The sequence below is a fragment of the Chromohalobacter sp. genome (assembly GCF_039830575.1).
In the GTDB taxonomy this organism is placed as follows: Bacteria; Pseudomonadota; Gammaproteobacteria; order Pseudomonadales; family Halomonadaceae; genus Chromohalobacter; species Chromohalobacter israelensis.
Genome location: NZ_JBDOOX010000007.1, coordinates 79,501 through 103,807, shown reverse-complemented (window position 1 = coordinate 103,807; position 24,307 = coordinate 79,501). Strand labels below are relative to the sequence as shown.

General features: G+C 65.5%; 21 protein-coding genes. 5 read left to right on the top strand and 16 right to left on the bottom strand.

Annotation, left to right across the window (positions count from 1 at the left end):
• Positions 1–24 precede the first annotated feature (24 nt).
• Positions 25–1,530, bottom strand: a complete 1,506-nt coding sequence (gene rmuC, locus ABGX75_RS05640; RefSeq protein WP_110062037.1) for a DNA recombination protein RmuC — start codon at positions 1,528–1,530, stop codon at positions 25–27.
• 212 nt (positions 1,531–1,742) lie between these two features.
• Between rmuC and ABGX75_RS05635 the strand changes: the two genes are divergently transcribed.
• A complete protein-coding gene (locus ABGX75_RS05635) occupies positions 1,743–2,306 on the top strand; it encodes a type 1 glutamine amidotransferase domain-containing protein (protein ID WP_035413300.1) in 564 nt (187 codons plus the stop codon).
• Positions 2,307–2,467: 161 nt separating this feature from the next.
• Positions 2,468–3,502 carry a phosphatase domain-containing protein gene (locus ABGX75_RS05630; RefSeq protein ID WP_148266904.1) on the top strand — a complete coding sequence of 345 codons (1,035 nt, stop codon included), beginning with the start codon at positions 2,468–2,470 and terminating at the stop codon, positions 3,500–3,502.
• Positions 3,503–3,524: 22 nt separating this feature from the next.
• Here ABGX75_RS05630 and ABGX75_RS05625 read toward each other — a convergent pair whose 3' ends face one another.
• The 5 genes from ABGX75_RS05625 to ABGX75_RS05605 form a co-directional block, all read right to left on the bottom strand.
• Positions 3,525–4,988: an aminoacyl-histidine dipeptidase gene (locus ABGX75_RS05625; protein ID WP_011508248.1), complete on the bottom strand. Its 1,464-nt coding sequence runs from the start codon at positions 4,986–4,988 to the stop codon at positions 3,525–3,527.
• Positions 4,989–5,136: 148 nt separating this feature from the next.
• Positions 5,137–7,368, bottom strand: coding sequence for a GNAT family N-acetyltransferase (locus ABGX75_RS05620; protein ID WP_110062008.1), 2,232 nt, complete (start codon positions 7,366–7,368; stop codon positions 5,137–5,139).
• 101 nt (positions 7,369–7,469) lie between these two features.
• Entirely contained in the window at positions 7,470–8,423 is a 954-nt protein-coding gene (trxB, locus tag ABGX75_RS05615) for a thioredoxin-disulfide reductase (protein WP_035413294.1), read from the bottom strand.
• Between the two features lie 149 nt (positions 8,424–8,572).
• Positions 8,573–9,175, bottom strand: a complete 603-nt coding sequence (locus ABGX75_RS05610) for a peroxiredoxin (protein WP_011508251.1) — start codon at positions 9,173–9,175, stop codon at positions 8,573–8,575.
• Positions 9,176–9,349: 174 nt separating this feature from the next.
• The gene (locus ABGX75_RS05605; RefSeq protein ID WP_011508252.1) at positions 9,350–9,559 is read right to left on the bottom strand and encodes a CPXCG motif-containing cysteine-rich protein; all 210 of its coding nucleotides are present in this window, start codon (positions 9,557–9,559) and stop codon (positions 9,350–9,352) included.
• A gap of 363 nt (positions 9,560–9,922) precedes the next feature.
• Between ABGX75_RS05605 and acnA the strand changes: the two genes are divergently transcribed.
• On the top strand, positions 9,923–12,655 hold the full coding sequence (gene acnA, locus ABGX75_RS05600) for an aconitate hydratase AcnA (protein WP_011508253.1): 2,733 nt from the start codon (positions 9,923–9,925) through the stop codon (positions 12,653–12,655).
• Positions 12,656–12,770: 115 nt separating this feature from the next.
• Here the strand turns inward: acnA and ABGX75_RS05595 are convergent, their stop codons facing one another.
• The 10 genes from ABGX75_RS05595 to radC form a co-directional block, all read right to left on the bottom strand.
• Positions 12,771–14,456 (bottom strand): NAD-dependent malic enzyme, encoded by a 1,686-nt coding sequence (locus ABGX75_RS05595; protein WP_011508254.1) that lies wholly within the window; start codon positions 14,454–14,456, stop codon positions 12,771–12,773.
• Between the two features lie 160 nt (positions 14,457–14,616).
• Complete coding sequence (locus ABGX75_RS05590; RefSeq protein WP_347411236.1) at positions 14,617–15,840, bottom strand: YeeE/YedE family protein; 1,224 nt, start codon at positions 15,838–15,840, stop codon at positions 14,617–14,619.
• A 172-nt stretch (positions 15,841–16,012) separates the two neighbouring features.
• The gene (locus ABGX75_RS05585) at positions 16,013–17,026 is read right to left on the bottom strand and encodes a tryptophan--tRNA ligase (protein ID WP_011508256.1); all 1,014 of its coding nucleotides are present in this window, start codon (positions 17,024–17,026) and stop codon (positions 16,013–16,015) included.
• 105 nt (positions 17,027–17,131) lie between these two features.
• Entirely contained in the window at positions 17,132–18,247 is a 1,116-nt protein-coding gene (gene ald, locus ABGX75_RS05580) for an alanine dehydrogenase (RefSeq protein WP_011508257.1), read from the bottom strand.
• Positions 18,248–18,417: 170 nt separating this feature from the next.
• Positions 18,418–18,741, bottom strand: a complete 324-nt coding sequence (locus ABGX75_RS05575; protein ID WP_110062006.1) for a DUF2007 domain-containing protein — start codon at positions 18,739–18,741, stop codon at positions 18,418–18,420.
• Positions 18,742–18,748: 7 nt separating this feature from the next.
• Positions 18,749–19,939, bottom strand: coding sequence for a class I SAM-dependent rRNA methyltransferase (locus ABGX75_RS05570; RefSeq protein ID WP_011508259.1), 1,191 nt, complete (start codon positions 19,937–19,939; stop codon positions 18,749–18,751).
• A 40-nt stretch (positions 19,940–19,979) separates the two neighbouring features.
• Complete coding sequence (mutM, locus tag ABGX75_RS05565; protein ID WP_043558643.1) at positions 19,980–20,795, bottom strand: bifunctional DNA-formamidopyrimidine glycosylase/DNA-(apurinic or apyrimidinic site) lyase; 816 nt, start codon at positions 20,793–20,795, stop codon at positions 19,980–19,982.
• Between the two features lie 98 nt (positions 20,796–20,893).
• Complete coding sequence (rpmG, locus tag ABGX75_RS05560; protein WP_011508261.1) at positions 20,894–21,049, bottom strand: 50S ribosomal protein L33; 156 nt, start codon at positions 21,047–21,049, stop codon at positions 20,894–20,896.
• Positions 21,050–21,066: 17 nt separating this feature from the next.
• Positions 21,067–21,303: a 50S ribosomal protein L28 gene (gene rpmB, locus ABGX75_RS05555; RefSeq protein ID WP_011508262.1), complete on the bottom strand. Its 237-nt coding sequence runs from the start codon at positions 21,301–21,303 to the stop codon at positions 21,067–21,069.
• Positions 21,304–21,474: 171 nt separating this feature from the next.
• Positions 21,475–22,149, bottom strand: a complete 675-nt coding sequence (radC, locus tag ABGX75_RS05550; protein ID WP_011508263.1) for a DNA repair protein RadC — start codon at positions 22,147–22,149, stop codon at positions 21,475–21,477.
• 183 nt (positions 22,150–22,332) lie between these two features.
• Here radC and ABGX75_RS05545 point away from each other — a divergent pair, with 183 nt between their 5' ends.
• Together ABGX75_RS05545 and manD are read left to right on the top strand one after the other, a co-directional pair.
• Positions 22,333–23,079, top strand: coding sequence for a GntR family transcriptional regulator (locus tag ABGX75_RS05545; RefSeq protein WP_347411235.1), 747 nt, complete (start codon positions 22,333–22,335; stop codon positions 23,077–23,079).
• Complete coding sequence (gene manD / locus ABGX75_RS05540) at positions 23,076–24,287, top strand: D-mannonate dehydratase ManD (protein WP_347411234.1); 1,212 nt, start codon at positions 23,076–23,078, stop codon at positions 24,285–24,287. Before ABGX75_RS05545 ends, manD begins: the two co-directional genes overlap by 4 nt.
• Positions 24,288–24,307: the final 20 nt, after the last annotated feature.

Below are 24,307 nucleotides of genomic sequence, written 5' to 3'. Positions count from 1 at the left end.
CGGCCTCGCGCCGGGCGTCGTGTTTCAGGGGTCGGCGGCCGTGTCGTCGCGCGCGGTCCCCGGCGCGCGCGCGTCATCCGCACCGCCCGGCTCCCCCGCCTCGTCTTCCGAGACAGCTTCCGGATCGTCGTCGTCGACGCCCTGCGTCAGGTGTTCGGGCAGGTCACGCTTCATGCGCACCCCCAGACGCTTGAGCATCAACGCCTGGCTGACCAGGCTGCCCTGCCCGGTGGAGAGACGTCCCATCGCTTGCCGGTAGCTGCCATCGGCACGTTCCAGGTGACGCCCGACTTCCTCGAGGCTGTCCACGAAACCGCGAAACTTGTCGAGCAGCTTGCCCGCTCGCTCGGCGATGACGCGGGCATTGTCGTTCTGACGCTCCAGCGTCCACAGGCTGGCCACGGTTCTCAGGCTCGCCAGCAGCGTGGTCGGCGTGACCACCACGATGTCGCGGGCAAAGGCATCGTGGAAGAGGGTTTCGTCATGCTGAAAGGCGACGGCAAACGCCGGTTCGACGGGCATGAACAGGAACACGAAATCCGGTGAATTGAGTCCCGGCAACCGTGGATAGTCACGCCCCGACAGGGCTTCGATATGCCCCCGCACGGCCTGCACATGGGCCCGCAGGGCCTGCGCGCGCGTGGCATCGTCCTCGGCGTTGACGTAACGCACGTAGGCATTGAGCGAGACCTTGGCATCGACGATCAGGTGGCGCTGGTCGGGCAGGTAGATGACGGCATCGGGACGCTGACGTCCCGCATCGCCCTCGATCGACACTTCGCGCTTGTATTCGATGTCGCGGCGCAGGCCGGAGCGCTCGAGCACCGATTCGAGCATCACTTCGCCCCAGTCGCCCTGCATCTTCTTGTCGCCCTTGAGAGCCCGCGTCAGATTCGAGGCCTCCTCGGTGATCTGGCGGTTCAAGGTTGCCAGATGCTCGATCTGCGTCTTGAGGGAAGAACGCTCGCGGAGCGACTGCCCGTGAATTTCCTCGAGACGCGCCCGAAAGTCGCCGACCTGTTCGCGAAACGGCGCCAGCAGGGTCTCGAGGCTTTCACGGCTCTGCGCGCTGAAGGCCTGCTGGCGCTCCTCGAAAATGCGTCCCGCCAGGGCCTCGAAATCCTGCGTGAGCCGTGTCCGCGCTTCCTCGAGCAGGGCGAGTTTTTCCGCATGGTGCGCGTGTTCCTGCTCGCGCTGTGTCTCCAGGCGACCATGGCGCTCGCGCAGCGCCGCCAGTTGCTCCTGGCGATCGCCGAGCTCTCGTTCGCACTGCGCCAGACGGCGCTGGGTCTCCAGTCCCTGTTCGCGTGCGGCATCCAGCTGGGCGTCGCTCTGGGCCAGCTCACGCTCCAGTCGGGCGCGGGTCGCGTCATCCTCATCGAGGCGGTGCCGCACGCTTTCGGCTTCTTGCTCCGCCGCCACGCGGCGCCCTCGCTCGCGCCGCCATGCCACGCCGAGCGTCAACGTGGCGAGCGCCATCAGCCCCGCGAGGGCCAGAAGGAAAGAAGGGGCAAGAACTGTGCTGGGCATGACATGATACCGACGGTTGCAGACGCGCGAGGAAAACGATCGATCAACGACTTCGCGCGTCACCTTCCCCCACTCGGCGCGACGACGCAAGCAATCGGGGCTTGAAGTCCCGCCTCGATGACCCAAACTGGTGAACTGAGGCCGTCGATGCCGGACCGGGAATGTCCGGGGGCGGTCGCCCACTCATGGAGCATCACGACCAGGAGGTCACGATGAGTCAAGCACAGTCAGGCAAGCGCGTCGCCATTCTCGCCACTCACGGTTTCGAAGAGTCCGAACTCTCCGCACCGCGTGCTGCCCTGCGCAGTCAAGGCGTCGAAGTACATGTGGTCTCCCCGGACGGCAAGGGCATTCGTGCCTGGGCAGAGACCGACTGGGGCGATACCTACGAGGCCGACAAGGCATTGAGCGATGTCGACTCGACCGACTATCACGCTCTGGTATTGCCCGGCGGGCTGTTCAACCCCGATGAACTGCGCCTCAACGACCAGGCTCTCGATTTCGTCCGCGGCTTCTTCGAAGCCGGCAAGCCGGTAGCGGCGATCTGCCACGCGCCGTGGATCCTGATCAATGCCGGCGTCGTCGAAGGACGTCGCATGACCTCGGTCGCCTCCGTCGCCCAGGATCTCAAGAATGCCGGGGCCGAGTGGGTCGACGAGAAGGTCGTGGTCGACAACGGGCTCGTCACCAGCCGGACGCCCAAGGACCTGGACGCCTTCAACGACAAACTGATCGAGGAGTTGGCCGAAGGTCGCCACAGCGGACAACACGCCTGATGGCAGCCCATCGACGCCAATCGACGCCCGCCTCGCAAGAGGCGGGCGCTTTGCGTGCGGCCTCCGCCGCGAGTGACGTCGGCTCCCGGGGTGGCATGGCGCGTGTCGGGCGACGCCTGCATGTCATCGCCAAGAGTCTGTTGCGTCTGTTCGCGCGTCCCATGAAGTCCGACCGGGGCGAAGGCGGGCCGGTCGTTCACCCGTACCGGGGGTACGGCTCGCACCATGAAGCCTTTCTGATGGGGCGCGTCTTTCGCCAGGTCGGTCTGGCACGGGTGATCCCACGACGCGGCGCGCTGCGCGATGCCGCCGACGTCACCCGCCGTCTCGCCCGGCGCGGCTTTGCCGACGCCGAGGTGCGCATCCGCCTGGGCGAGAACAGCGCCACCGTCACCACCGACCACGACGGATATTTCGATGTGCGCCTGCCACTCGATGTCCCGCTCGACGAGCATGTTTCCTGGCATCGCGCGGAACTGGAAGTGATCACGCCGGATCGGGAAAACGTGCGCACGCGTGCCGACGTCTACATCCCGCCGCCCAATACCGACCTCATGGTGATCAGCGATATCGACGACACGGTGATGCACACCGGCGTCGCCGACAAGCTGCGCATGCTGTATCGCCTGTTCGTGGAGAAGGCGCACCGACGCACGGCCTTTCCCGGTGTCGCCGAGTTCTACCAGGCCCTGCACGCCGGCACGGCGGGTGACGCACGCCGCCCGATCCTTTATGTCTCGCGAGGCCCCTGGAGCATCTACGAGGTCCTCGAAGCCTTCTTCCAGCTCAACCACATACCGGTCGGCCCGATCCTGTTTCTGCGCGAATGGGGCATTTCCTGGCGTCATCCCTGGCCGCGTCGCGCCGAGGACCACAAGTACGACCTGATCACGCAGATGATCACCCTGTTCGGCGACCTGCCCTGCGTGTTGATCGGCGACAGCGGCCAGCACGACCCGGAGGTCTACACCCGCATCGTCAAGGAAAACCCGGGGCGGGTGAAGGCGATCTACATTCGCCGGGTCGACCGCAAGACCGATCGCGAGACGGCCATCGCGCGCCTGCGCGACGAGATCGAGCATACCGACTGCGAACTGCTGCTGTCCGACGACAGCGCCGCCATGGCGGCGCATGCCCACGAGCGTGGCTATATCTCCGAGACGGGGCTCCACGCGGTGCGGCAGGCATCACGCTAGGCCTGCCGGATGCTCCTGTGGCTCACGCGGCCCGCGCCGATGCCAGATCCTCGATGATAGCGCGCAGCACTTGCCAGAACTCGGCCACCGAGTCGATCTCGACACGCTCCGCCGGCGAATGGGCGCCGCGAATCAAGGGGCCGAAGGAAATCATCTCCAGCTGAGGATACTTGCCACCGAGAATGCCGCATTCCAGTCCGGCATGGATGACCTTGACGTCCGGGTCGACGCCGGTGCGCTCGAGATGCAGGCGCCGAAAACGCGCCAGCAGGGTGCTCTCGGGCGCCGGTGTCCAGCCGGGATAGGCGTTTTCGACGCGCGTTTCCGCGCCGATCAACGAGAACAGTGCCCGAAAGCGATCGGCGAGATCCTGCGTGGCGCTGTCGCGCAGCGAACGCACCAGGGCACAGAGATGGAAACGCCCTTCGTCGAGCTTGACCACCCCCAGATTGTTGGAGGTTTCCACGACCCCGGGCACTTCCACGCTCATGCGTTCGACACCGCACGGCGCCACATGCAGGGCCGCGATCAAGAGACGGCTCGCGGCGCCGGTCAACGGCGCGGCGGACTCGGCAGGCTCCAGGGCAAGCTGCACGTCTTCGTCGACGCCCGCCAGTTCAGCGGCAAGCTCGGCCTGCAACTCGGCCAGGCGCGCGACGACGGCCGCCTCTTCGTCGGCGGGCAACGCGATGCTGGCGAAGGCTTCGCGCGGCAGCGCATTGCGCAACGTGCCGCCCTGATAGGCCACCAGGCAAGCGCCGAAGGGCTCCAGGGCACGGAGCACGCGCACCAGCAAGCGATTGGCGTTGCCACGCCCCTTGTGGATATCGATCCCCGAATGGCCGCCCACCAGGCCGGTCAGGGCGACCTGCCGAACCACTTCGTGCTCGCCGAGGTCCCGCGTCGGCAGGCGTGCCTCGACCACCACGTCGGCGCCGCCCGCACAGCCGATATACACCTGCCCCCGGTCCTCGGAATCGAGGTTGAGCAGATAACGCCCCTGCAGCCAGTCCGTGTCGAGCTCCAGAGCGCCACGCATCGAGGCTTCCTCCTCCAGCGTGAACAGTGCCTCCAGCGGACCATGGCGCAGCGTCTCGTCCTCGAGAATGGCCAATGCGGCGGCGACGCCGATGCCGTTGTCGGCACCCAGTGTCGTCTCGTGGGCATGCAGCCAGCCTTCCTCGACATAGGTCTGGATGGGGTCGCGGGTGAAATCGTGGGGATGCTCGGCGTTGGCCTGGGCCACCATGTCCAGATGGCCCTGCAGAATGACGCCGGGCAACGCCTCGCAGCCCGGCGTCGCCGCCTTGCGGATCAACAGGTTGCCGGCGGCGTCACGCTCGTGCGTCAAGCCGTGGGCGTCGGCCCAGGCCGTCAGCGTGGCGATCAGGGGCGCTTCGTGACCGGAGGGGCGCGGCGTGTTGCACAGCGTACGAAAATGGCGCCACAGCGGTTCGGGAGAAAGTTGCAGAAGATGATCGTTCATGAGAAATCGTCCTGTTGGGAGCCGCCGGCATCACGTGCCCCGTCTCCCGGTAACGACGCGCGATCAAGGGAGCGCGACGCGGCACGTGCCGGGCGTCATGACACCTTACGCGCTGCACCGTGCAACGCAAGTCCGCCAGTCGCGACACTCAGGCCGTCGCCGTCAGGCGACGGTGCAGCGCCGCGGCCATGTGACGCCAGTGCGCCAGCCGTGCCTGCCGGCCGCGCGAGGGCGTCGTCTCGGCATCGCGCCCCTGGAACAGCACGCTGGCCCACTCGCGCAGCGCCCGCGTCTCCTCGCAGGGCGTCTCGTCATCGACTGCCGGCCGTGCACGCCACCAGGCCAGCCACGCCTCGCACAGCCATGGGCGGGCGAGCGACAACTCTCCTGCGCCGCGCGCATAGTGCGCCAGCCGTGCGACGAGCGCCGCTGACACCACCGGTACCGGGCCTTCGCGCAGCAATGCCGTCGCCACCTCCCCTTCCAGCGCATTCAGCTCGAAGGCGAGCAACCCCGGCAAGGCGTCTTGCAAGGCATGCGCCCAGGTCTCGAGCGACCCATCGCCCGCCCCCGCTGGCGAACGCCCCATCATCAAGGCGTGCTCGCCGCTCGCCGCGTCGCGGGTCAGCCCCAGGCGCAGCGAGACGAAGCCCTGGCGGTGCCAGAAGGCGATCAACGACGCCTCGGCACCAAAGCTCACGCCCAGCCGATCGATGCCCGCCGCCGGCGCTGCCTCCGCCACCGCCTCGACCAAGGCGCGCCCGATGCCGCGACGTCGGGCGGCGGGGTGCACGGCGATGCGCATGATGCGCCACCAACGCGACGTCAGGGCCGCTTGCCAACCGCCGTGCGCCGCCAGCGACTGGGCCAGCAGATGCCCCCGCGGCCGACGCTCACCGAGGACCACGCGCTCGGCCAGGTCCTCGGGAAAACCACCTTCCGCCTGTACCTGGCACACGCCGAGACAGGTCGTGCCGGCGTAGGCCACCGCAAGGCGCACGTCGGGACCATCGAGCAATTGGCGCAGATCGCCGGGCGTGGTGCGGTAATGGGCCTGCACCAGCAGTCCGAACAGTGCCGCCAGCATCGACTCGTCCTCGGCCAGCGCCGCCCGGTCCAGCCAGCGAATGTGCACTGGCGAGGCCGCCAGCGCCGCCGTGGCCTCGGCATCGTCGGCCGGCGCGGCATCGAGCAGCAGCATGTCACGGGTCAGGCGCTCCAGAGGATCGCCCTCGGCCCAGCGCACCGGTGCCGCGAGACGAACCTCGCGCCAATCGGGTGTATCTCGGGACAGGCGTGCGTAGAACCGAATCTGAAAGCCACGCCCGGTGCCCTCGTATCCGTGCACGGTGGTGGCGAACGCGAGACGGGGAAAGGCCTCCAGCCAGCGAGCGAGAAGCGGTGTGGGAATGGCAGCGGCCTCGTCGACGAACAGGGTCGGCGGCGCGCGTCGGTCGACGTCCGGTGCGCTCAAGGCCTCGATCACGGCATCCGGGGCCAGAAAGCGCACTTCGCACGCCCGCGACGCCAGTGTGACCTGAAAGCGTCCTTCCGCCCGGTGTCCGTGCGGAAACAAGGCCGCCAACCGCGCGAACAGCGGCTCGACCGAGGCGCGACGCGGCGCGGTGACCCACAGCAGCGTCTCGCCCGCCTGCAAACGCCGGGCCGCGGCAATGCCCAGTGCCGCGGACTTGCCGCGGCCACGATCGGCACTCAACACCACGGGGCGCCGGCGACGCAGCCGTGTCAGGCGATGCACGGCGGCGGCCTGGTCGGCGGTCACGCAGGCTGTGTCGTCGGGTCGCGGCGGCGACGCCTCGCTCGAGGGCAACCGTCCGGGGCGCGGCATACGCCGCTCGGCGGGCCAGTACCAGACCCCGGCGTCGCGATGCAGCACGCGCGCCAGGCGGGTCAGGTAGTGCACGCTCAAGGAATGCGCATCGTGCGGCCAGTGCGCCAGGCGTGCGTAGTCGTTGTCGGGATGCGCCGTGCCGGTGGTCCATTCCGCGGGCGTCAGCACGACCAGCAACCCGCCGGCCCGCACGGTGCCGCTCAGCGCGCCGAAGGCATCGGGATCGAAGCCCGAGCCTGGCGTACGGGCATCGAAGATCAGCAAGTCGTGTTCCTGCCCCAGACGCGAGCGCGCCTGACTCATGGGCAGCCGGTCGATGGCCGGCATGTCCGCCCCGGGCTCGCCCTCCCCGACCCACAAGGGCGCATGCCACTCGCGCGAGCGGTGGATGGCGCAGGCCCTGGCCAGGGCCTGCTCGCCAGGCGCGGCGACCCACACCACGCCGCGATGATCCTGCGCCTGACAGGCCTCGACGAGCGTGGCGAGCCAGGTCATGGAGGCCGCCGCGTCATCGCGCGGAACACGCATGCATCACCTCCCGTCGGTTATCGCCCTCCCACACACGCCAACGCCCGCGAATCGCTTCGCGGGCGCGGTCGATGCCGGCATGTGCATGCGGCGAGCCGTGATCACTCCAGGCCGTCGAGATAACGCTCGGCATCGAGGGCCGCCATGCAGCCGGTCCCCGCGGAGGTGACCGCCTGGCGGTAGACGTGGTCCATGACGTCGCCGGCGGCGAAGACGCCCGGCACGCTGGTCATGGTGGCATTGCCCTCGAGGCCGGACTTGACCCGAATGTAGCCGTTGTTCATCTCCAGCTGCCCTTCGAAAATGCCGGTATTCGGCGAGTGGCCGATGGCGACGAACAAGCCCGGCGCCTGGATTTCCCGTGACGCCCCGTCGACGGTGGAGATCAGGCGCACGCCGGTCACGCCGGTGTTGTCGCCCAGCACCTCCTCGAGCGTGTGGTTCCAGATCACCTCCATGTTGCCGTTCTCGACCTTCTCGAACAGCTTGTCCTGGAGGATCTTCTCGGCACGCAGACTGTCGCGGCGATGCACCAGCGTCACCTTGGAGGCGATATTGGAAAGATACAGGGCTTCCTCGACGGCGGTGTTGCCCCCGCCGACGACCACGACTTCCTGGCCACGGTAGAAGAAGCCGTCGCAGGTCGCGCAGGCGGACACGCCCTGCCCCATGAACTTCTCTTCGGACGGCAGGCCCAGATAGCGCGCGCTGGCCCCGGTGGAAATGATCAGGGCATCGCAGGTATAGGTGCCGTTTTCGCCCTTGAGCACGAACGGGCGCTCGCGCAGCTCGACCTCGTTGATATGGTCGAACAGCACTTCGGTATCGAAACGCTCGGCATGGCTACGCATGCGCTCCATCAGCTCCGGTCCCTGCACGCCTTCGGCATCGCCCGGCCAGTTGTCCACATCGGTGGTGGTCGTCAACTGGCCGCCCGCCTGCATGCCCGTAATCAGCAGCGGCTTGAGATTGGCGCGTGCCGCATAGACGGCCGCCGTGTAGCCGGCGGGGCCGGAACCGAGAATGATCAGTCGTTCGTGACGCACGTCGCTCATGGAAAACCTCGCTTACTGGATACGCTGACCGGTGTGAGGGCCGAAAAAACGGGTTGTGGGATGAAGGCCTCGTCTGCATCCCACAAGCCGCTTGTCGCTACGGCAAAGGGCGGCCGTTTGGCCGCCCTTCGCTGCACAAGCGCCGGTACTTAGAGTTCGTCGGAGTGAGAACCCAGGTACTTGGCGACGCCTTCGGCGGTGTCCTTCATGCCTTCCTGGCCTTCGTCCCAGCCTGCCGGGCACACTTCGCCGTTCTTCTGGTGGAACTTGAGGGCCTTGACCATGCGCAGCATCTCGTCGACGTTGCGGCCCAGCGGCAGGTTGTTGACGACCTGGTGCTGGACGACGCCGTCTTCGTCGATCAGGAAGGACGCGCGCAGCGCGACGCCGGCTTCCGGATGCTCGATGCCGAAGGCCTGCGTGATCTCGTGCTTGACGTCGGCCACGATCGGGAAGCCGACTTCACCGATGCCGCCCTTGTCGTGGGGCGTCTTGCGCCATGCGTGGTGAGTGAACTGAGAGTCGATGGACACCCCGATCACCTCGACGCCCAGCTCGCGGAACTGCGCCAGACGGTTGTCGTGGGCGATGATCTCTGACGGGCAGACAAAGGTGAAGTCCAGCGGCCAGAAAAAGACGACACGCAGCTTGCCGTTGGTTTCGGACAGCTTGAAGTCTTCGACGATGGTGCCATCGCCCAGAACCGCTGCCGCTTCAAAATCGGGTACCTGACGTCCAACCAATACGCTCATTCATGTCTCCTGAAAAGTCGGGTGGATGACTGTAATGAAACCCTGCCAAGGCTAACGGCGGGTTCCCATTATGCCAATTTGATTGCCCCAATGGATGGTATAGGCACTTCCTATCGGGTCGATAACCTGACGCGTGCCCTGCACGGCCAGGGGCCGCGCATGACACCGAGATGCTCAAAAGACGTCGTCGTCGCGCCCCAGCGTGACATCCTCGAGTTCACCGCTGAACTCGGACACCGAGACCTGCACTTGAATCGGCGCACAGCACCGAGGACAGTCCTCCCATGTCTCGTGGCTGCCCGCGCTACTGTCGATCAGCAGATCGAACGCCGTATCGCAGTAGGGACAGGTCGCCGGCCAGGGAAACAGCATCTCTTCGTTCATCGCGACTCCTCGCGTGCGGCATACGCACCTGAACGTCTATGCTTCAGGCACGTCATGCTCATGAATGTCGGGACGATACATCGTCCTTTCAAGCCGCGCACCGAGATTCTTCGATATCACGGCCGGACGCCCGGTGCCGACCAGGCCTGTCGCCTGCCACCTTGGTGACATGGGAGTGCTTGAAATAAAGGCGTATCATGACCATGTCATCGCTATCGGCGAGTCTCGCGAGATCGCCGAAGGAACCTGACTCGCGGCGAACCGGGCCGCTGGATTGTCCCTCGGCCTATGCGGCACAAGAAGACGCAGGGTGGTTCGGCGTTCGCCATGTAAAATCGTCCAGCATGAGGAGGAGGGCCCCACATGTCCGAAGCTCCACAGAATACGTTATCGACACTCGATGTCGGCGATCGTACCTACCACTACTACAGTCTGGACAAGGCTGCCCAAGCATTCGGCGATGCCTCGCGGCTTCCCATGACGCTCAAGGTGTTGCTCGAGAACCAGCTGCGTTACAGCGATGATGAAAGCGTCTCCCCCGAGGACATGCAGGCGCTCGTCGATTGGCAGAAAGAGGCACGTTCCACCCGCGAGATCGGCTACCGCCCGGCCCGTGTTCTGATGCAGGATTTCACCGGTGTCCCCGGGGTCGTGGACCTGGCCGCCATGCGCGATGCCGTCAAGCGCCTCGGCGAGTCGGCCGACCGCATCAACCCGCTGTCGCCGGTGGATCTGGTCATCGACCACTCGGTCATGGTCGACCATTTCGGCGATCCGTCGTCGTTCAAGGACAACGTCGCCATCGAGATGGAGCGCAACCGGGAACGTTACGAATTCCTGCGCTGGGGCCAGCAGGCATTCGATAACTTCCGCGTCGTGCCGCCGGGGACCGGCATCTGCCACCAGGTCAACCTGGAATACCTGGGCAAGACGGTGTGGACGAAGGAAGAAGACGGCAAGACGTTCGCCTATCCGGACACCCTGGTCGGCACCGACTCCCACACCACCATGATCAACGGCCTGGGCGTACTCGGCTGGGGTGTCGGCGGCATCGAAGCCGAAGCCGCCATGCTCGGCCAGCCGGTCTCGATGCTGATTCCCGAGGTCGTCGGCTTCAAGCTCACCGGCAAGCTGCGTGAAGGCATCACCGCCACCGACCTGGTGCTGACGGTCACGCAGATGCTGCGTCAGAAGGGTGTGGTGGGCAAGTTCGTCGAATTCTACGGCGACGGCCTCAAGGACCTGCCGCTGGCGGACCGCGCCACCATCGGCAACATGGCGCCCGAGTACGGGGCCACCTGCGGGTTCTTCCCGGTCGACGAGGAAACGCTCAACTACATGCGCCTGACCGGCCGTGACGAGCACCAGATCGCGCTCGTCGAAGCCTATACCAAGGCCCAGGGCCTGTGGCGCGAACCCGGTGCCGAGCCGATCTTCAGCGACACGCTGCATCTCGACATGGGCGAGGTCGAGTCCAGCCTGGCCGGCCCCAAGCGGCCCCAGGACCGCGTCGCCCTGACCGACATGAAGTCCACCTTCGAGAAGATCCTCGAGGACCGCAAGCCGGATGCCGCCCCGACCGAACAGGGCAAGTGGCTCTCCGAGGGCGGCCAGACTGCCGTGGGCAACGAGGAAGGCGCCGAGAGCGGTGATAGCCAGGCGTGCGAAATCGACGGCGAGAACTTCCAGCTCGATCACGGCGCGGTGGTCATTGCCGCCATCACCTCGTGCACCAACACCTCCAACCCCAGCGTCATGCTGGCCGCCGGGCTGTTGGCGCAAAAGGCCGTGGAAAAAGGCCTCACCACCAAGCCCTGGGTCAAGACCTCGCTGGCGCCGGGTTCCAAGGTGGTCACCGATTACCTGGATGCCAGCGGCACCCAGAACGATCTCAACGAACTCGGCTTCAACCTGGTCGGCTACGGTTGCACCACCTGCATCGGCAACTCCGGTCCGCTGCCCGAGGCCATCGAGAAGGCCATCGACGACGGCGATCTGACCGTGGCCTCGGTGTTGTCCGGCAACCGCAACTTCGAAGGCCGCATCCATCCGCTGGTGCCCACCAACTGGCTGGCGTCACCGCCCCTGGTCGTGGCCTATGCCCTGGCCGGCAACATGCGCATCGACCTCTCCAAGGACCCGCTCGGCAACGACCGTGACGGCAACCCGGTCTATCTGAAGGACATCTGGCCGAGCCAGGCAGAAATCGCCACGGCCGTCGAGCAGGTCAGAACCGAGATGTACCGCAAGGAATACGGCGAGGTCTTCGAGGGCGACGAGATCTGGAAGTCGCTCGAAGTGCCGGAAAGCGATGTCTACGCGTGGAACAAGAATTCCACCTACATCCAGCACCCGCCATTCTTCGAAGGCATGGGCAAGGAGCCCGCACCGCTGGAAGACGTCAAGAACGCCAGCGTGCTGGCCATGCTCGGCGACTCGGTGACCACCGACCACATCTCGCCGGCCGGCGCGATCAAGCCGGATAGCCCTGCCGGTCGCTACCTGCAGGAAAACGGCGTGAAGCCCAAGGATTTCAACTCCTACGGCTCGCGTCGCGGCAATCACGAGGTGATGATGCGCGGCACCTTCGCCAACGTGCGCATCAAGAACGAGATGCTCGATGACGTCGAGGGCGGCTATACGCGCCACGTGCCGTCCGGCGAGCAGATGGCGATCTACGATGCGGCGATGAAGTACGCCGAGGAATCCACGCCGCTCGTGGTGGTCGCCGGCAAGGAGTACGGTACCGGCTCGTCGCGCGACTGGGCCGCCAAGGGCACCCGGCTGCTCGGCGTACGCGCGGTGATCGCCGAATCCTACGAACGTATCCACCGTTCCAACCTGATCGGCATGGGCGTGCTGCCCCTGCAGTTCCCCGAAGGCGAGGATCGCAAGTCGCTGGGCATGACCGGCGATGAAACGATCTCCATCGAGGGCATTGCCGATATCGAGCCCGGGGGCAAGGTCACGGTGACCATTGCATCCAGCAAGGGCGAGAAGAAGATAGAGGCGCTGTGCCGCATCGATACCGCCAACGAAATGGCCTATTACCGCCATGGCGGCATCCTGCACTACGTGCTGCGCAGCATGCTGTAATGTCGCGCTGAGCTGGCATCCGCCAGCGGCATGAAAAAACACCCCGCCGGCATTGCCGGCGGGGTGTTTTATTGTGCCTCGAGGCCACCCATGGCGCCACGTCAGGCTGGCACCCTTAGAAGGCGCGGCGACGATAGGCACGGTAACGCGGGTACCAGAAGTGGCGTTCGATGGCATCCCACAGCACCTCGTCGCTTGAGGCCAGGGCCACGTCTTCTTCCTGAGCCTGCTTCGCCACGGCGAAGGCGATTTCCTTGCTGATCTCGCGAATGTCCCCCAGCGAAGGCAGCAAGGCGCCCTTTCCGGTCTTGACGATGGGCGCGCCCTGGGCCAGGGCATTGGACGCCGCCATCAGCATCTTGTCGGTCACCCGGGAGGCGTTGGCCGCCACCACGCCCAGGCCGATGCCGGGGAAGATGTAGGCGTTGTTGCACTGGGCGATCGCGACCTCGCGTTCGCCGACACGTGCCGGCTTGAAGGGGCTGCCGGTGGCCACCAGCGCCTCGCCCCCGGTCCAGTCGAGGATATCCTGAGGCACCGCCTCGACCTTGGAGGTCGGATTGGATAGCGGCATCACCAGCGGCTGCGCGCAGCCCGCATGCAGGGTCTTGATCACCTCTTCGGAGAACAGGCCGCGCTGCCCGGACACCCCGATCAACACGCTCGGCTTGGCGTTACGCACCACATCCAGCAACTCGCGCGCCTGGGTGTCCCAGTCGCTCAGGCTGGCGGGGTCGTGGGCCAGGCGCTGCTGGAAGTCGTAGAGCGCTTGCATCTCGGTGGTCAACAACCCGTGACGATCCACCATGTAGACCCGGCGACGCGCTTCGGCTTCGCTCAAGCCCTCCATGGTCATCGCCACGACGATCTGCTCGGCGATGCCGCAGCCTGCCGAACCGGCGCCGAGGAAGGCGATGGTCTGGTCCTTGAGCGCCTCGCCCTTGGCCTTGCAGGCCGCCAGCAGCGTCGCGACGCAAACCGAGGCCGTGCCCTGGATATCGTCGTTGAAGCAGCACAGTTGATCGCGATAGCGCTCGAGCAACGGCATGGCGTTGGTCTGGGCGAAATCCTCGAACTGCAGCAGCACGTTCGGCCAGCGACGCTGCAACGCCGCCATGAACATGCCGATGAACTCATCGTATTCTTCCTGGCTCACCCGCGGATGACGCCAGCCCATGTACATCGGGTCGTCGAGCAGCGTCTGGTTGTTGGTTCCCACGTCGAGCACGATGGGCAGCGTGTAGGCGGGACTGATGCCGCCGCACGCGGTGTACAGCGAGAGCTTGCCGATGGGAATCCCCATGCCGCCGATGCCCTGATCGCCCAGTCCCAGGATGCGCTCGCCATCGGTGACCACGATCACCCGCACCTTGTCCTTGGTCGCACTGCGCAGGATATCGTCCATGCGGTGCCGGTCGGGATACGAGATGAAAAGCCCGCGATGGTTGCGATAGATCTTGGAAAATTCCTCGCACGCCTCGCCTACCGTGGGCGTGTAGATGATCGGCAGCATCTCTTCGAGGTGCTCTTCCAGCAGCCGGAAGAACAACGTCTCGTTATCGTCCTGGATGGCACGCAGATAGATATGCTTGTCGAGATTGGTGGCGCACTTGGCGTACTGCGCATAAGCGCGCTGCGCCTGCTCCTCGATGGTTTCCACGTTCTGCGGCAACAAGCCCAGCAGGTTGAAACTGACGCGCTCGTCGAGCGTGAAGGCGCTGCCCTTGTTGAGCAACGGCATCTCCAGCAGTGAAGGGCCGGCATAAGGGATATAGAGGGGACGCTTGGATGTTTCGCTCATCGTTTGCCTCGCGCGGGTGACGGTTCTCGGAGCCAGTGGCGGCTCCGCACGGCGCTCAAGGGAGCTACTATATCACGCCGATTTGACACCCACGCATACGCCATGACGACAAACGGCGCTCCAGGGAGCGCCGTCGATCATGGCGAGGGCAGCATGCCGCTCAGCAGCTGCGGGCCGCCGGACGCGCCGCCCCCGGGAAGAACAAGGGCCGCAAGCGCACACCCAGCATGTTGCCGGCGAAGGCCGCGACCAGCCATAGCCAGCCGTGCAGGCTGCCCGAGGCGATACCGCCGAAATAGGCGCCGATATTGCAGCCGAACGCCAGCCGCGCCCCGTACCCGAGCAGCAGTCCGCCGATGGCCGCCGCCACGGCCGAGCGCAACGGGATATTGAACTTGGGCGCGAAACGGCCCGCCAGCGCCGCGGCGGCCATCGCCCCCAGGATGATGCCGATGTTCATCACGGTGGTGATGTCGCTCCAGACGCTGGCCTTCAAGGCTGCCGCGTTGCCGGCCGCCTGCCAGTAGCCCCAGCCACTGACATCGCCGCCCAGCGCCTCGAACCCTTTGGCGCCCCACAGCGCGAAGGCCGAGGTGATCCCCCAGGGACGCCCGGCGAGTGCCAGGGTGATGAAGTTGAGTACCGCCAGTCCCACGGCACCGGCCAGCAACGGCCAGGGGCCCTGCAGCCACCGTGCGCGGCCGGCTTCGACCTGCGGGGCGCGCTCGAGCTGGCCGTGGCGACGCTTCTCCATGATGACCGTCAATGCCGCGATCGCGATGAACAGCCCCAGGCTCACGACGATCCCGCCGCCCACACCGAACAGGCCATGCAGCGATGTCGGCTGGAACGCCGGCAACGTCTGCCACCAGGCGAAATGCGCCGTACCGATCAACGAGCCGATGATGAAGAACGCCAGGGTGATCACCATGCGCGCATTGCCGCCGCCCACCGTGAACAAGGTCCCCGAGGCGCAACCGCCGCCCAGCTGCATGCCGAGTCCGAACAGGAACGCCCCGACCAGTACCGATACACCGATCGGCGCGATATAGCCGGCGACCGGCGTACCGAACAGGGAGCCCGCTCCCAGCGCCGGAAAGAACAGCACTACCGCCAGGGCCAGCATGACCATCTGCGCGCGCAGCCCACGCCCGCGCCACTCGGTGATGAAGACCCGCCAGGCCGAGGTGAAACCGAAGGCCGCATGGTAGAGCACCATGCCGAAGGCGCCCCCGACGACCATGAGCCACCCCTTGGCGGCACCGAATGCCACCCCGACGGCCAAGGCCGCCAGCAACAAGACCACCGCCGATGCCAGCGCCAGTGGCGGCAAGCCACGACGCGGTTCGGCGGTGGCAGATGAAACGCTGGACGCGTCACGCATCGCAACCTCCCGAAAAGTGTTCGAATGGAAATTGTTGGCTATCTTAGCGTCTGCCCGATCCTTTTAAAAATTCATAAAGACCATTTCTGCTATAGCTTATGGCAATATAAAAACATGGGGCCCGTGTCATCGCGACACGGGCCCCAGGGAAAACGGGCAGGCAAGGCGCCGGTTACACGAAACGGCCCAACCCGACGACTTCACGCAGACGCTCCATGAGAGGTTGCGCCTCGGCGCGGGCCTTGTCGGCCCCCTGCTGCAGCACGCGCTCGATATGCCCCGGATCCTCGAGCAGAGCGTTGTAGCGCTCGCGCGGTTCGCGCAGATGCTCGTTCACATACTCGAAGACCCGATTCTTGGCGTCGCCCCAGCCGATGCCGTTCTCGTAGTCGGCGCGCATGGCACGCGTCTCCTCCGGCGTGGCAAAGGCCGAAAAGATCTGGAACAGGGTGCAGGTGTCGGGATCCTTGGGCTCGCCCGGCTCCAGCGAGTTGGTCTTGATCTTGCGCACCAGTTTCTGGAGCTTCTTCTCGGAGACGAACAGCGGAATGGTGTTGTCGTAGCTCTTCGACATCTTGCGGCCGTCGAGCCCTCGCAGCACTTCGACGTTCTCGTCGACCACTGCTTCGGGCAACGTGAAATAGTCGCCCTTGTAGATGTGATTGAAGCGCCCCGCCATGTCGCGCGCCATCTCGATGTGCTGAATCTGGTCGCGGCCGACCGGCACCTTGTTGGCCTTGAACATCAGGATGTCCGCCGCCATCAGCACCGGATAGCCGAACAGCCCCATGCTCACGCCCTTGTCCATGTCCTGATTGCCGAGCGCCTCGTTGTCGGCCACCGCCGCCTTGTAGGCATGCGCGCGGTTCATCAGGCCCTTGGCGCACACGCACGACAGCAGCCACGTCAACTCGGGAATCTCGTGAATGTCCGACTGACGGTAGAAGACCGCGTTGTCGGTATCCAGCCCCAGGGCCAGCCAGGTCGCGGCGATCTCCAGGCGCGACTGCTGAACGCGTCTGGGGTCCTGGGCCTTGATCAGGGCATGCAGGTCGGCGAGGAAATAGAAGGATTCCACGTCGGGCGTCTGGCTGGCATGAATGGCAGGCTTGATGGCCCCGACATAATTGCCGAGATGCGGGGTGCCGGTCGTGGTAATACCGGTCAGAACGCGTGTCTTGGTCATGAAATTGGGCTGATCGCAACGAAATGTGAGAATTCGTCCAGTGTACAACGACGCCCCGGTCAAGGCGACCGGGGCGCGCGAGGTCCGCTGGTCACAGCGAAGTGACTATGACAGCAGTGTGCGCGGGTCGACGGCCTCCAGAGCGAAGGCCTTGGCCACCGCCGGGTGGGTGATGCGTCCGGCATGCACGTTGAGCCCCTCGAGGAAGTGAGGATCTTCCGCCAAGGCGCCCTGCCATCCCTTGTCGGCCAGGGCCAGCACGAACGGCAGGGTGGCATTGGTCAACGCCTGGGTCGAGGTGCGCGCCACGGCGCCCGGCATGTTGGCGACGCAGTAGTGCACCACGCCATCCACCACATAGGTGGGGTCGGCATGCGTCGTCGCGCGGCTGGTCTCGAAACAACCGCCCTGGTCGATGGCCACGTCCACCAGCACGCTGCCCGGACGCATGTCGGCGAGCATGTCGCGCGTGATCAGCTTGGGCGCCTGCGCACCGGGCACCAGCACCGCCCCGACGACGATGTCCGACTCGCGCACCGCCGTCTCCAGGGCATCCGCCGTCGAGTACACGGTATTCAGACGCCCCTGATAACGATGATCGAGCACTTCCAGACGCGCCAGCGACTTGTCGAGCACGGTCACCTCGGCACCCAGCCCCAGCGCCATGCGCGCGGCGTTCTCGCCGACCACGCCGCCACCGATCACCGTGACCTTGGCCGGCGCCACGCCGGGCACCCCGGGAATCAGAATGCCGGCACCGCCCTGGGCCTTTTCCAGGCTGTGCGCCCCGGCCTGGATCGCCATGCGGCCGGCAACGCGGCTCATCGGCGCCAGCAGCGGCAACCCGCCCTGGTCGTCGGTGATCGTCTCGTAGGCGATACAGGTGGCTTCACTGTCCATCAACCCCCGGGTCAACGACTCCTCGGCGGCCAGATGCAGGTAGGTGAACAGGGTATGCCCGGGCTTGAGGCGCTTGACCTCCTCGGGCTGGGGTTCCTTGACCTTGACGATCAACTCGGCGTTGTCCCACAGCGCATCCAGGTCCTGCTCGATACGCGCCCCCGCAGCGGCATACTCGGCATCCGGGAAGCCGGCACCCTCGCCCGCCGATGCCTGCACGGCCACGGTATGGCCGCGCGCCGCCAGCTCTCGCACCACACTCGGCGTCAGAGCGACGCGATACTCATGATTCTTGATTTCCTTGGGTACGGCGATTTTCATGGCGCCTCCGCTTCACGATGGGGTCAATGTAGGCTCGATGCCTACCCATTACAGCACACACACCGGAATCGAAGGGGCAACGCGGAAAAAACAAAACAACGTGCTGAACAGACCCCGCCGGACAGAAAACCTTGCGGTCACACGGCGCGATACCGAAAGATTTACGCCGACTAGCGCGGACGCTCCCGGTTGCACTGCCAGCAGGCATCGAACGCGCCCTCCAGCCATTCGCCGCACGCAGGGCAACGCCAGTCAGGCGCTGGCTCGGCAGGACCGTCGAGTGCCTCCTCGACCAATGCCTCGGCGCGCAGACGATGGCCGGCCGGCACCCAGACCTCCGGCTCGCATTCGCCTGGCGGCAACTCGCCGGCGCCACCGCCCAGGGTCATGTTGCGCAGCGTGGGAACCAGCCCCGCGCTAGCCAGCACGTTATGCACGTGGCTGACCAGTAACGCGTTGGGGTGTCGAAAGACACGTACGTCGTCGCCCGTCATGCCTGCCTCAGTTGCGGAAGACCCGCACGCCAAGCGCCTTGAGATAAGCGGTCTCGGGAATGGCCGGGTGCACCGGATGGTCCGGGCCCTGGCTACCCTGGTAGATGACCTGTCCGTGGCGATCCTGATGACGCACCGCGCCGCGCACGCATTCCATCAGGCGGTCGGGCGCCAGGTGCATCGAACAGGACGCCGAGAGCAGCAGGCCATCGCGCCCCAGCAGGCGGATCGCTTCACGGTTGAGCCGTGAATAGGCGCGCTCGCCGTTGGGAATGTCCTTGCGTCGCTTGATGAACGCCGGCGGATCGAGCACGATCACGTCGAACTGCTCGCCTTCCGCCTTGAGCGCCGCCAGTGCCTCGAAGGCATCGCCTTCACCGATGGCGACCTGTTCGGCCAGACCATTGAGCGCGGCGTTCTCGGCCACGTGCTCCAGCGCCTGGGCGGAACTGTCCACGCACAGGACGTCACTGGCGCCATGCGCCGCCGCCTGGATGCCCCAACTGCCCACGTAGCTGAAGACATCCAGCACGCGCTTGCCGGCGACCAGGCCGTTGAGCCATGCCCGGTTGGGACGGTGGTCGAAGAACCAGCCGGTTTTCTGTCCATCGAGCACCGGCGCCACGAAACGCACGCCATTCTCCTCCAGCAGGACCTGATCGGGCAGCTCGCCGTAAGCCACCTCGACTTCCTCGCCGAGCTGCTCCTGGCGACGACCGGACGAGTCGTTCTTGAAGACGATGGCGCGCGGCGCCAGCACCTTCTCGAGCGCGGCGACGATCTCGTCACGCAGCCGATCCATGCCCACGGTGTTGAGCTGCACGACCAGCACATCATCGAAGCGGTCGATGATCAGCCCCGGCAGCAGATCGCCCTCGCCATGCACCAGGCGATAGAAGGGCTTGGCGAACAGCCGCGCGCGCAAGCTCAGCGCCTGCTTGAAGCGATGCACCAGCAGTGAACGATCGAGACGCACGTCGACGTCGCGCGAGACGATACGCGCGCAGATCAATGAATGCGGATTGACGTAGGCAACCCCCATCGGCTTGCCGTTGGCCGCTTCGATGACCGCCTGGCCACCCGGCTCGAAATCTTTCAGCGGCGTGGCATCGGTATCGATTTCGTTGGAATAGAGCCACAGGTGACCCGCCTTGAGACGGCGATCGGCGTTTTTCTTGAGGCGTAGACGTTCGGTCACGGAAAACCTCTTGGCGATGACATGGCGTGGCGCGAGGCGCTCAACGCTGACAGTGAGGACAGAAGACGCTGGCACGCTGACCCAGCGTTACCAGGCGAAGAAGCTCGCCGCAACGCCGACAGGGGGCATCGTGCCGTCCATAGACGTTGAGGCGCTGAGCGAAGTAGCCGGGTTCGCCGGTGCCGCTGACGAAGTCGCGCAAGGTCGTGCCACCCTGGGTGATCGCCGCCGCCAGCACGTCGCGCGCCGCCTCGGCCAGACGTTCGTAGCGCTCGCGCGAGATACGCCCGGCCGCGCGCCGCGGATCGATGCCCGCGAGAAACAGCGCTTCGCTCGCGTAGATGTTGCCGACTCCCACCACCACCGCGTTATCCATCAGAAACGGCTTGACGGCAACGCGCCGCTTGCGCGACAGGCGGTAGAGACGCTCGCCGTCGAAGTCGGGCGACAACGGCTCGGGCCCCAGGCGCGCCAGGCGTGGATCGTCGAGGGGAGACCCCTGCAGCCAGTCCACGAATCCGAAACGGCGCGGATCGTGGTAGCGTAGTATCGCACCGCCTTCCAGCACCAGATCGACATGGTCGTGCTTCCTGGGCAGATCGCCGAGGCGCGCCAGGCGCAGACTGCCGGACATCCCCAGATGCCACAGCAAGGTGCCTGCGCCGACCGGCATCAACAGGTACTTGGCGCGCCGCCCGAGTTCACCGATGCGGTGGCCGACGAGGGTGTCCGCCAGATCGTCCGGCACCGGCGTGCGCAGGCGCGGCTGGCGCACGATGATCTCACGAATTTCACGCCCCTCGACATGCGGCGCGATGCCTCGGCGCGTCGTCTCGACTTCGGGAAGTTCAGGCATGCAGGCACCTCGCCACGTTCTTGCCGGCATAAAAAAACCCGGAGCGACCCGGGTTTTTCGAACAGGTGAACATCACCTGTGGCGCAGGAGGACCAAGATCACTTGATCTTGGCTTCCTTATACATCACGTGCTTGCGGACGACCGGGTCGAATTTCTTCATTTCGAGCTTATCCGGGGTGTTCCGCTTGTTCTTGTCGGTGGTGTAGAAATGGCCGGTACCGGCGCTTGACACCATCTTGATCTTGTCACGCATGACTCGTTACTCCCTGATTAAACGCGATCGCCGCGCTTGCGGATGTCGCTGAGCACTTCTTCAATGCCCTTCTTGTCGATGATGCGCATGCCCTTGGAGGAAACGCGCAGCTTGACGAAGCGCTTCTCGCCTTCCACCCAGAAACGATGGGTGTGCAGGTTCGGCACGAAGCGACGGCGGGTCTTCCGCTGGGAGTGAGAAACGTTGTTACCAGTCACCGGGCGCTTACCGGTAACCTGACATACTTGGGACATGGAAGCCTCCAACCACTGGCGAGTTGTTCAAAACCTGTCGGGCAAACCGGGAATGGCAGGCTACCGCCTTCTGCCCTGATTCAAAGGGCGTACTTTATACCAGACGTCAAGTATTGCCGCAAGCTCGCGGCAACATGACGGACGGGCAACCTGGCACGGCGGATACGACATTCAAAGCCATCCGCGTTCGGCGAACGATACTACCTCACCATCGCCGACGACGAAATGATCCAGCACGCGAATGTCGAAAAGTCCCAGCGCGTCGCTGAGACGCTGCGTGATGCGGCGGTCGGCGTCACTCGGCTCGGCCACCCCCGACGGGTGGTTGTGCGCGAAGATCAGCGCACCGGCATTCAGCGCCAGCGCCCGCCGCGAGACCTCGCGCGGATAGACGGACGCACTGTCGAGCGTGCCTTTCGAGAGCGTCTCGAAGCGAATCACGCGATGCTGCGTATCCAGAAACAGCGCAGCGAACGCCTCATGAGGCAAGTGACGCAATTGCGACGTCAAAAAACGCCGCACCAGCGTCGGCGAGGTCAGGGCCGCGCCGCGCTCCAGCAGGCTCCCCAGATGCCGCCGAGACAGCTCCAGCGACGCCTGCAGCTGCACGTACTTGGCCTCGCCCAGCCCATGCTCGGCGCAAAAGCGCGCCAGGTCCGCCTCCAGCAACGGCCGCAACCCACCGAACGCCAGCAGCAGGTCACGCGCGAGATCCACTGCCGAGCGCCCCTTCACGCCCACGCGCAGAAAAATCGCCAGCAACTCCGCATCCGAAAGCGCCGACGCCCCCAGGGCCAGCAGTTTTTCGCGCGGCCGCTCCCCTTCCGGCCATTCGTGGATCGCCATTCCCAACGGCTCCTCGTGCTCGTGTCTTGCGTGAATCCAGATTGATATCGGCAGGTCAATATAAGCCAATTCGAATAAAAGCGTAACATTTCGACCAAGGTCTGACCGACCAAAGTGTCATCGCGCACCACCCTGACCCAACTACCATACTAGTCAGACAACGAAACGAGGCAGGGTTTTCACATGACGCCATCGCTGCTCGCACTCTGGGAGGAACAGCCCGACGGCAACGTCCGCCAACGGCTTTATGCGGTCCTGCGCCAGTCGATCATCCGCATGACGCTGGCTCCGGGGCAGGCGCTGTCGGAGAAGGAGATCGCCGAAACCTTCGCGGTCAGCCGCCAGCCGGTCCGCGAAGCCTTCATTCGTCTCTCGGAGGCAGGCCTGGTCGAGGTGCGCCCCCAACGTGGCACCTACGTGGTGCATATTTCCCAGGCCGCCGTCATGGAAGCGCGCTTCGTGCGCGAGGCCATCGAGATCGCCGTGGCCCGCGACGCCGCCGAGCAGGGGCTCGACGCGGCCATCCACGACGAGCTGCATGAACTCATCGCCCGCCAGCAGCGCTGTATCGAATCCCAGGACCACGACCGTTTCTACCGGCTCGACGAGGACTTCCACCGCACCCTGGCGCTGGGCACCGGCCACGATGCCGCCTGGCGCGTGACCCAGGAAGTCAAGGCGCAGCTCGACCGGGTGCGTTACCTGAGCGTGCCGGACGCTACCCCCATCACCAAGCTGATCGACCAGCACACCCGCATTCTCGAGGGCATCGTCGCGCGCGATGCCGATGCCGCCGAACGGGCCGTGAAGGAACACCTGCGCGAGATCCTCAGCTCGCTGCCGGCCCTGGTCGAGCGCTTCCCCGACCTTTTCGAAGCCGCCGCGTCCAGCGGTCGTCGACCCCCGCTGCCCTCTGGAGTCAGTGCATGAAGATTCGCGACGCCTACACCATCGTCACCTGCCCCGGCCGTAACTTCGTGACGCTCAAGATCGTCACCGAGTCAGGCACCCACGGCATCGGCGATGCCACCCTGAACGGCCGCGAGATGGCGGTGGCCGCCTATCTCGACGAACACGTCGTGCCGGCACTGATCGGCCGCGATGCCGGCCGCATCGAGGACACCTGGCAGTACCTCTATCGCGGTGCCTACTGGCGGCGCGGCCCGGTGACCATGACCGCCATCGCCGCCGTCGACATGGCGCTGTGGGACATCAAGGCCAAGGCCGCGGGCATGCCGTTGTACCAGCTCCTCGGCGGCAAGAGCCGCGAGCGGGTGATGACCTACGCCCACTGCACCGGGCAGACGATCGAGGATTGTCTCGGGGAAGTCGCTCGCCACGTCGAGCTGGGCTACCGGGCGGTACGCGTCCAGGCCGGCGTGCCGGGCATCGAGACCACCTACGGTGTTGCCAAGACGCCCGGCGAGCGCTACGAGCCGGCCGACTCGTCGCTGCCCGCCGAGCACGTATGGAGCACCGAGAAATACCTCAATCACGTACCCAAGCTGTTCGCCGCGGTGCGCGAGCGTTTCGGTGACGACCTGCACGTCCTGCACGACGTCCACCATCGCCTGACGCCGATCGAAGCGGCACGACTGGGCAAGGCGGTCGAGCCCTATCACCTGTTCTGGCTGGAAGACTGCGTGCCGGCCGAAAACCAGGAGAGTCTGCGCCTGATCCGCGAGCACACCACCACGCCGCTGGCGATCGGCGAGGTGTTCAACTCGATCCACGACTGCCGCGAGCTGATCCAGAACCAGTGGATCGACTATATCCGCATGCCGCTGACCCACGGCGGCGGCATCACCGCGATGCGTCGCGTCGCCGACCTGGCGTCGCTGTATCACGTACGCACCGGCTTCCACGGCCCCACCGACCTGTCGCCGGTATGCCTGGGCGCGGCGATCCACTTCGATACCTGGGTGCCCAACTTCGGCATCCAGGAGCACATGCCGCACACCGACGAGACCGACGCGGTGTTCCCCCACGACTATCGCTTCGAGGATGGCCACTTCCTGGCCGGCGAGAGCCCGGGACACGGCGTCGACATCGACGAGGAGCTCGCTGCCAAGTATCCCTACGAACGCGCCAGCCTGCCGGTCAACCGTCTGCAAGACGGCACGCTCTGGCACTGGTGATCCCGTCTTCCCTTATCCAG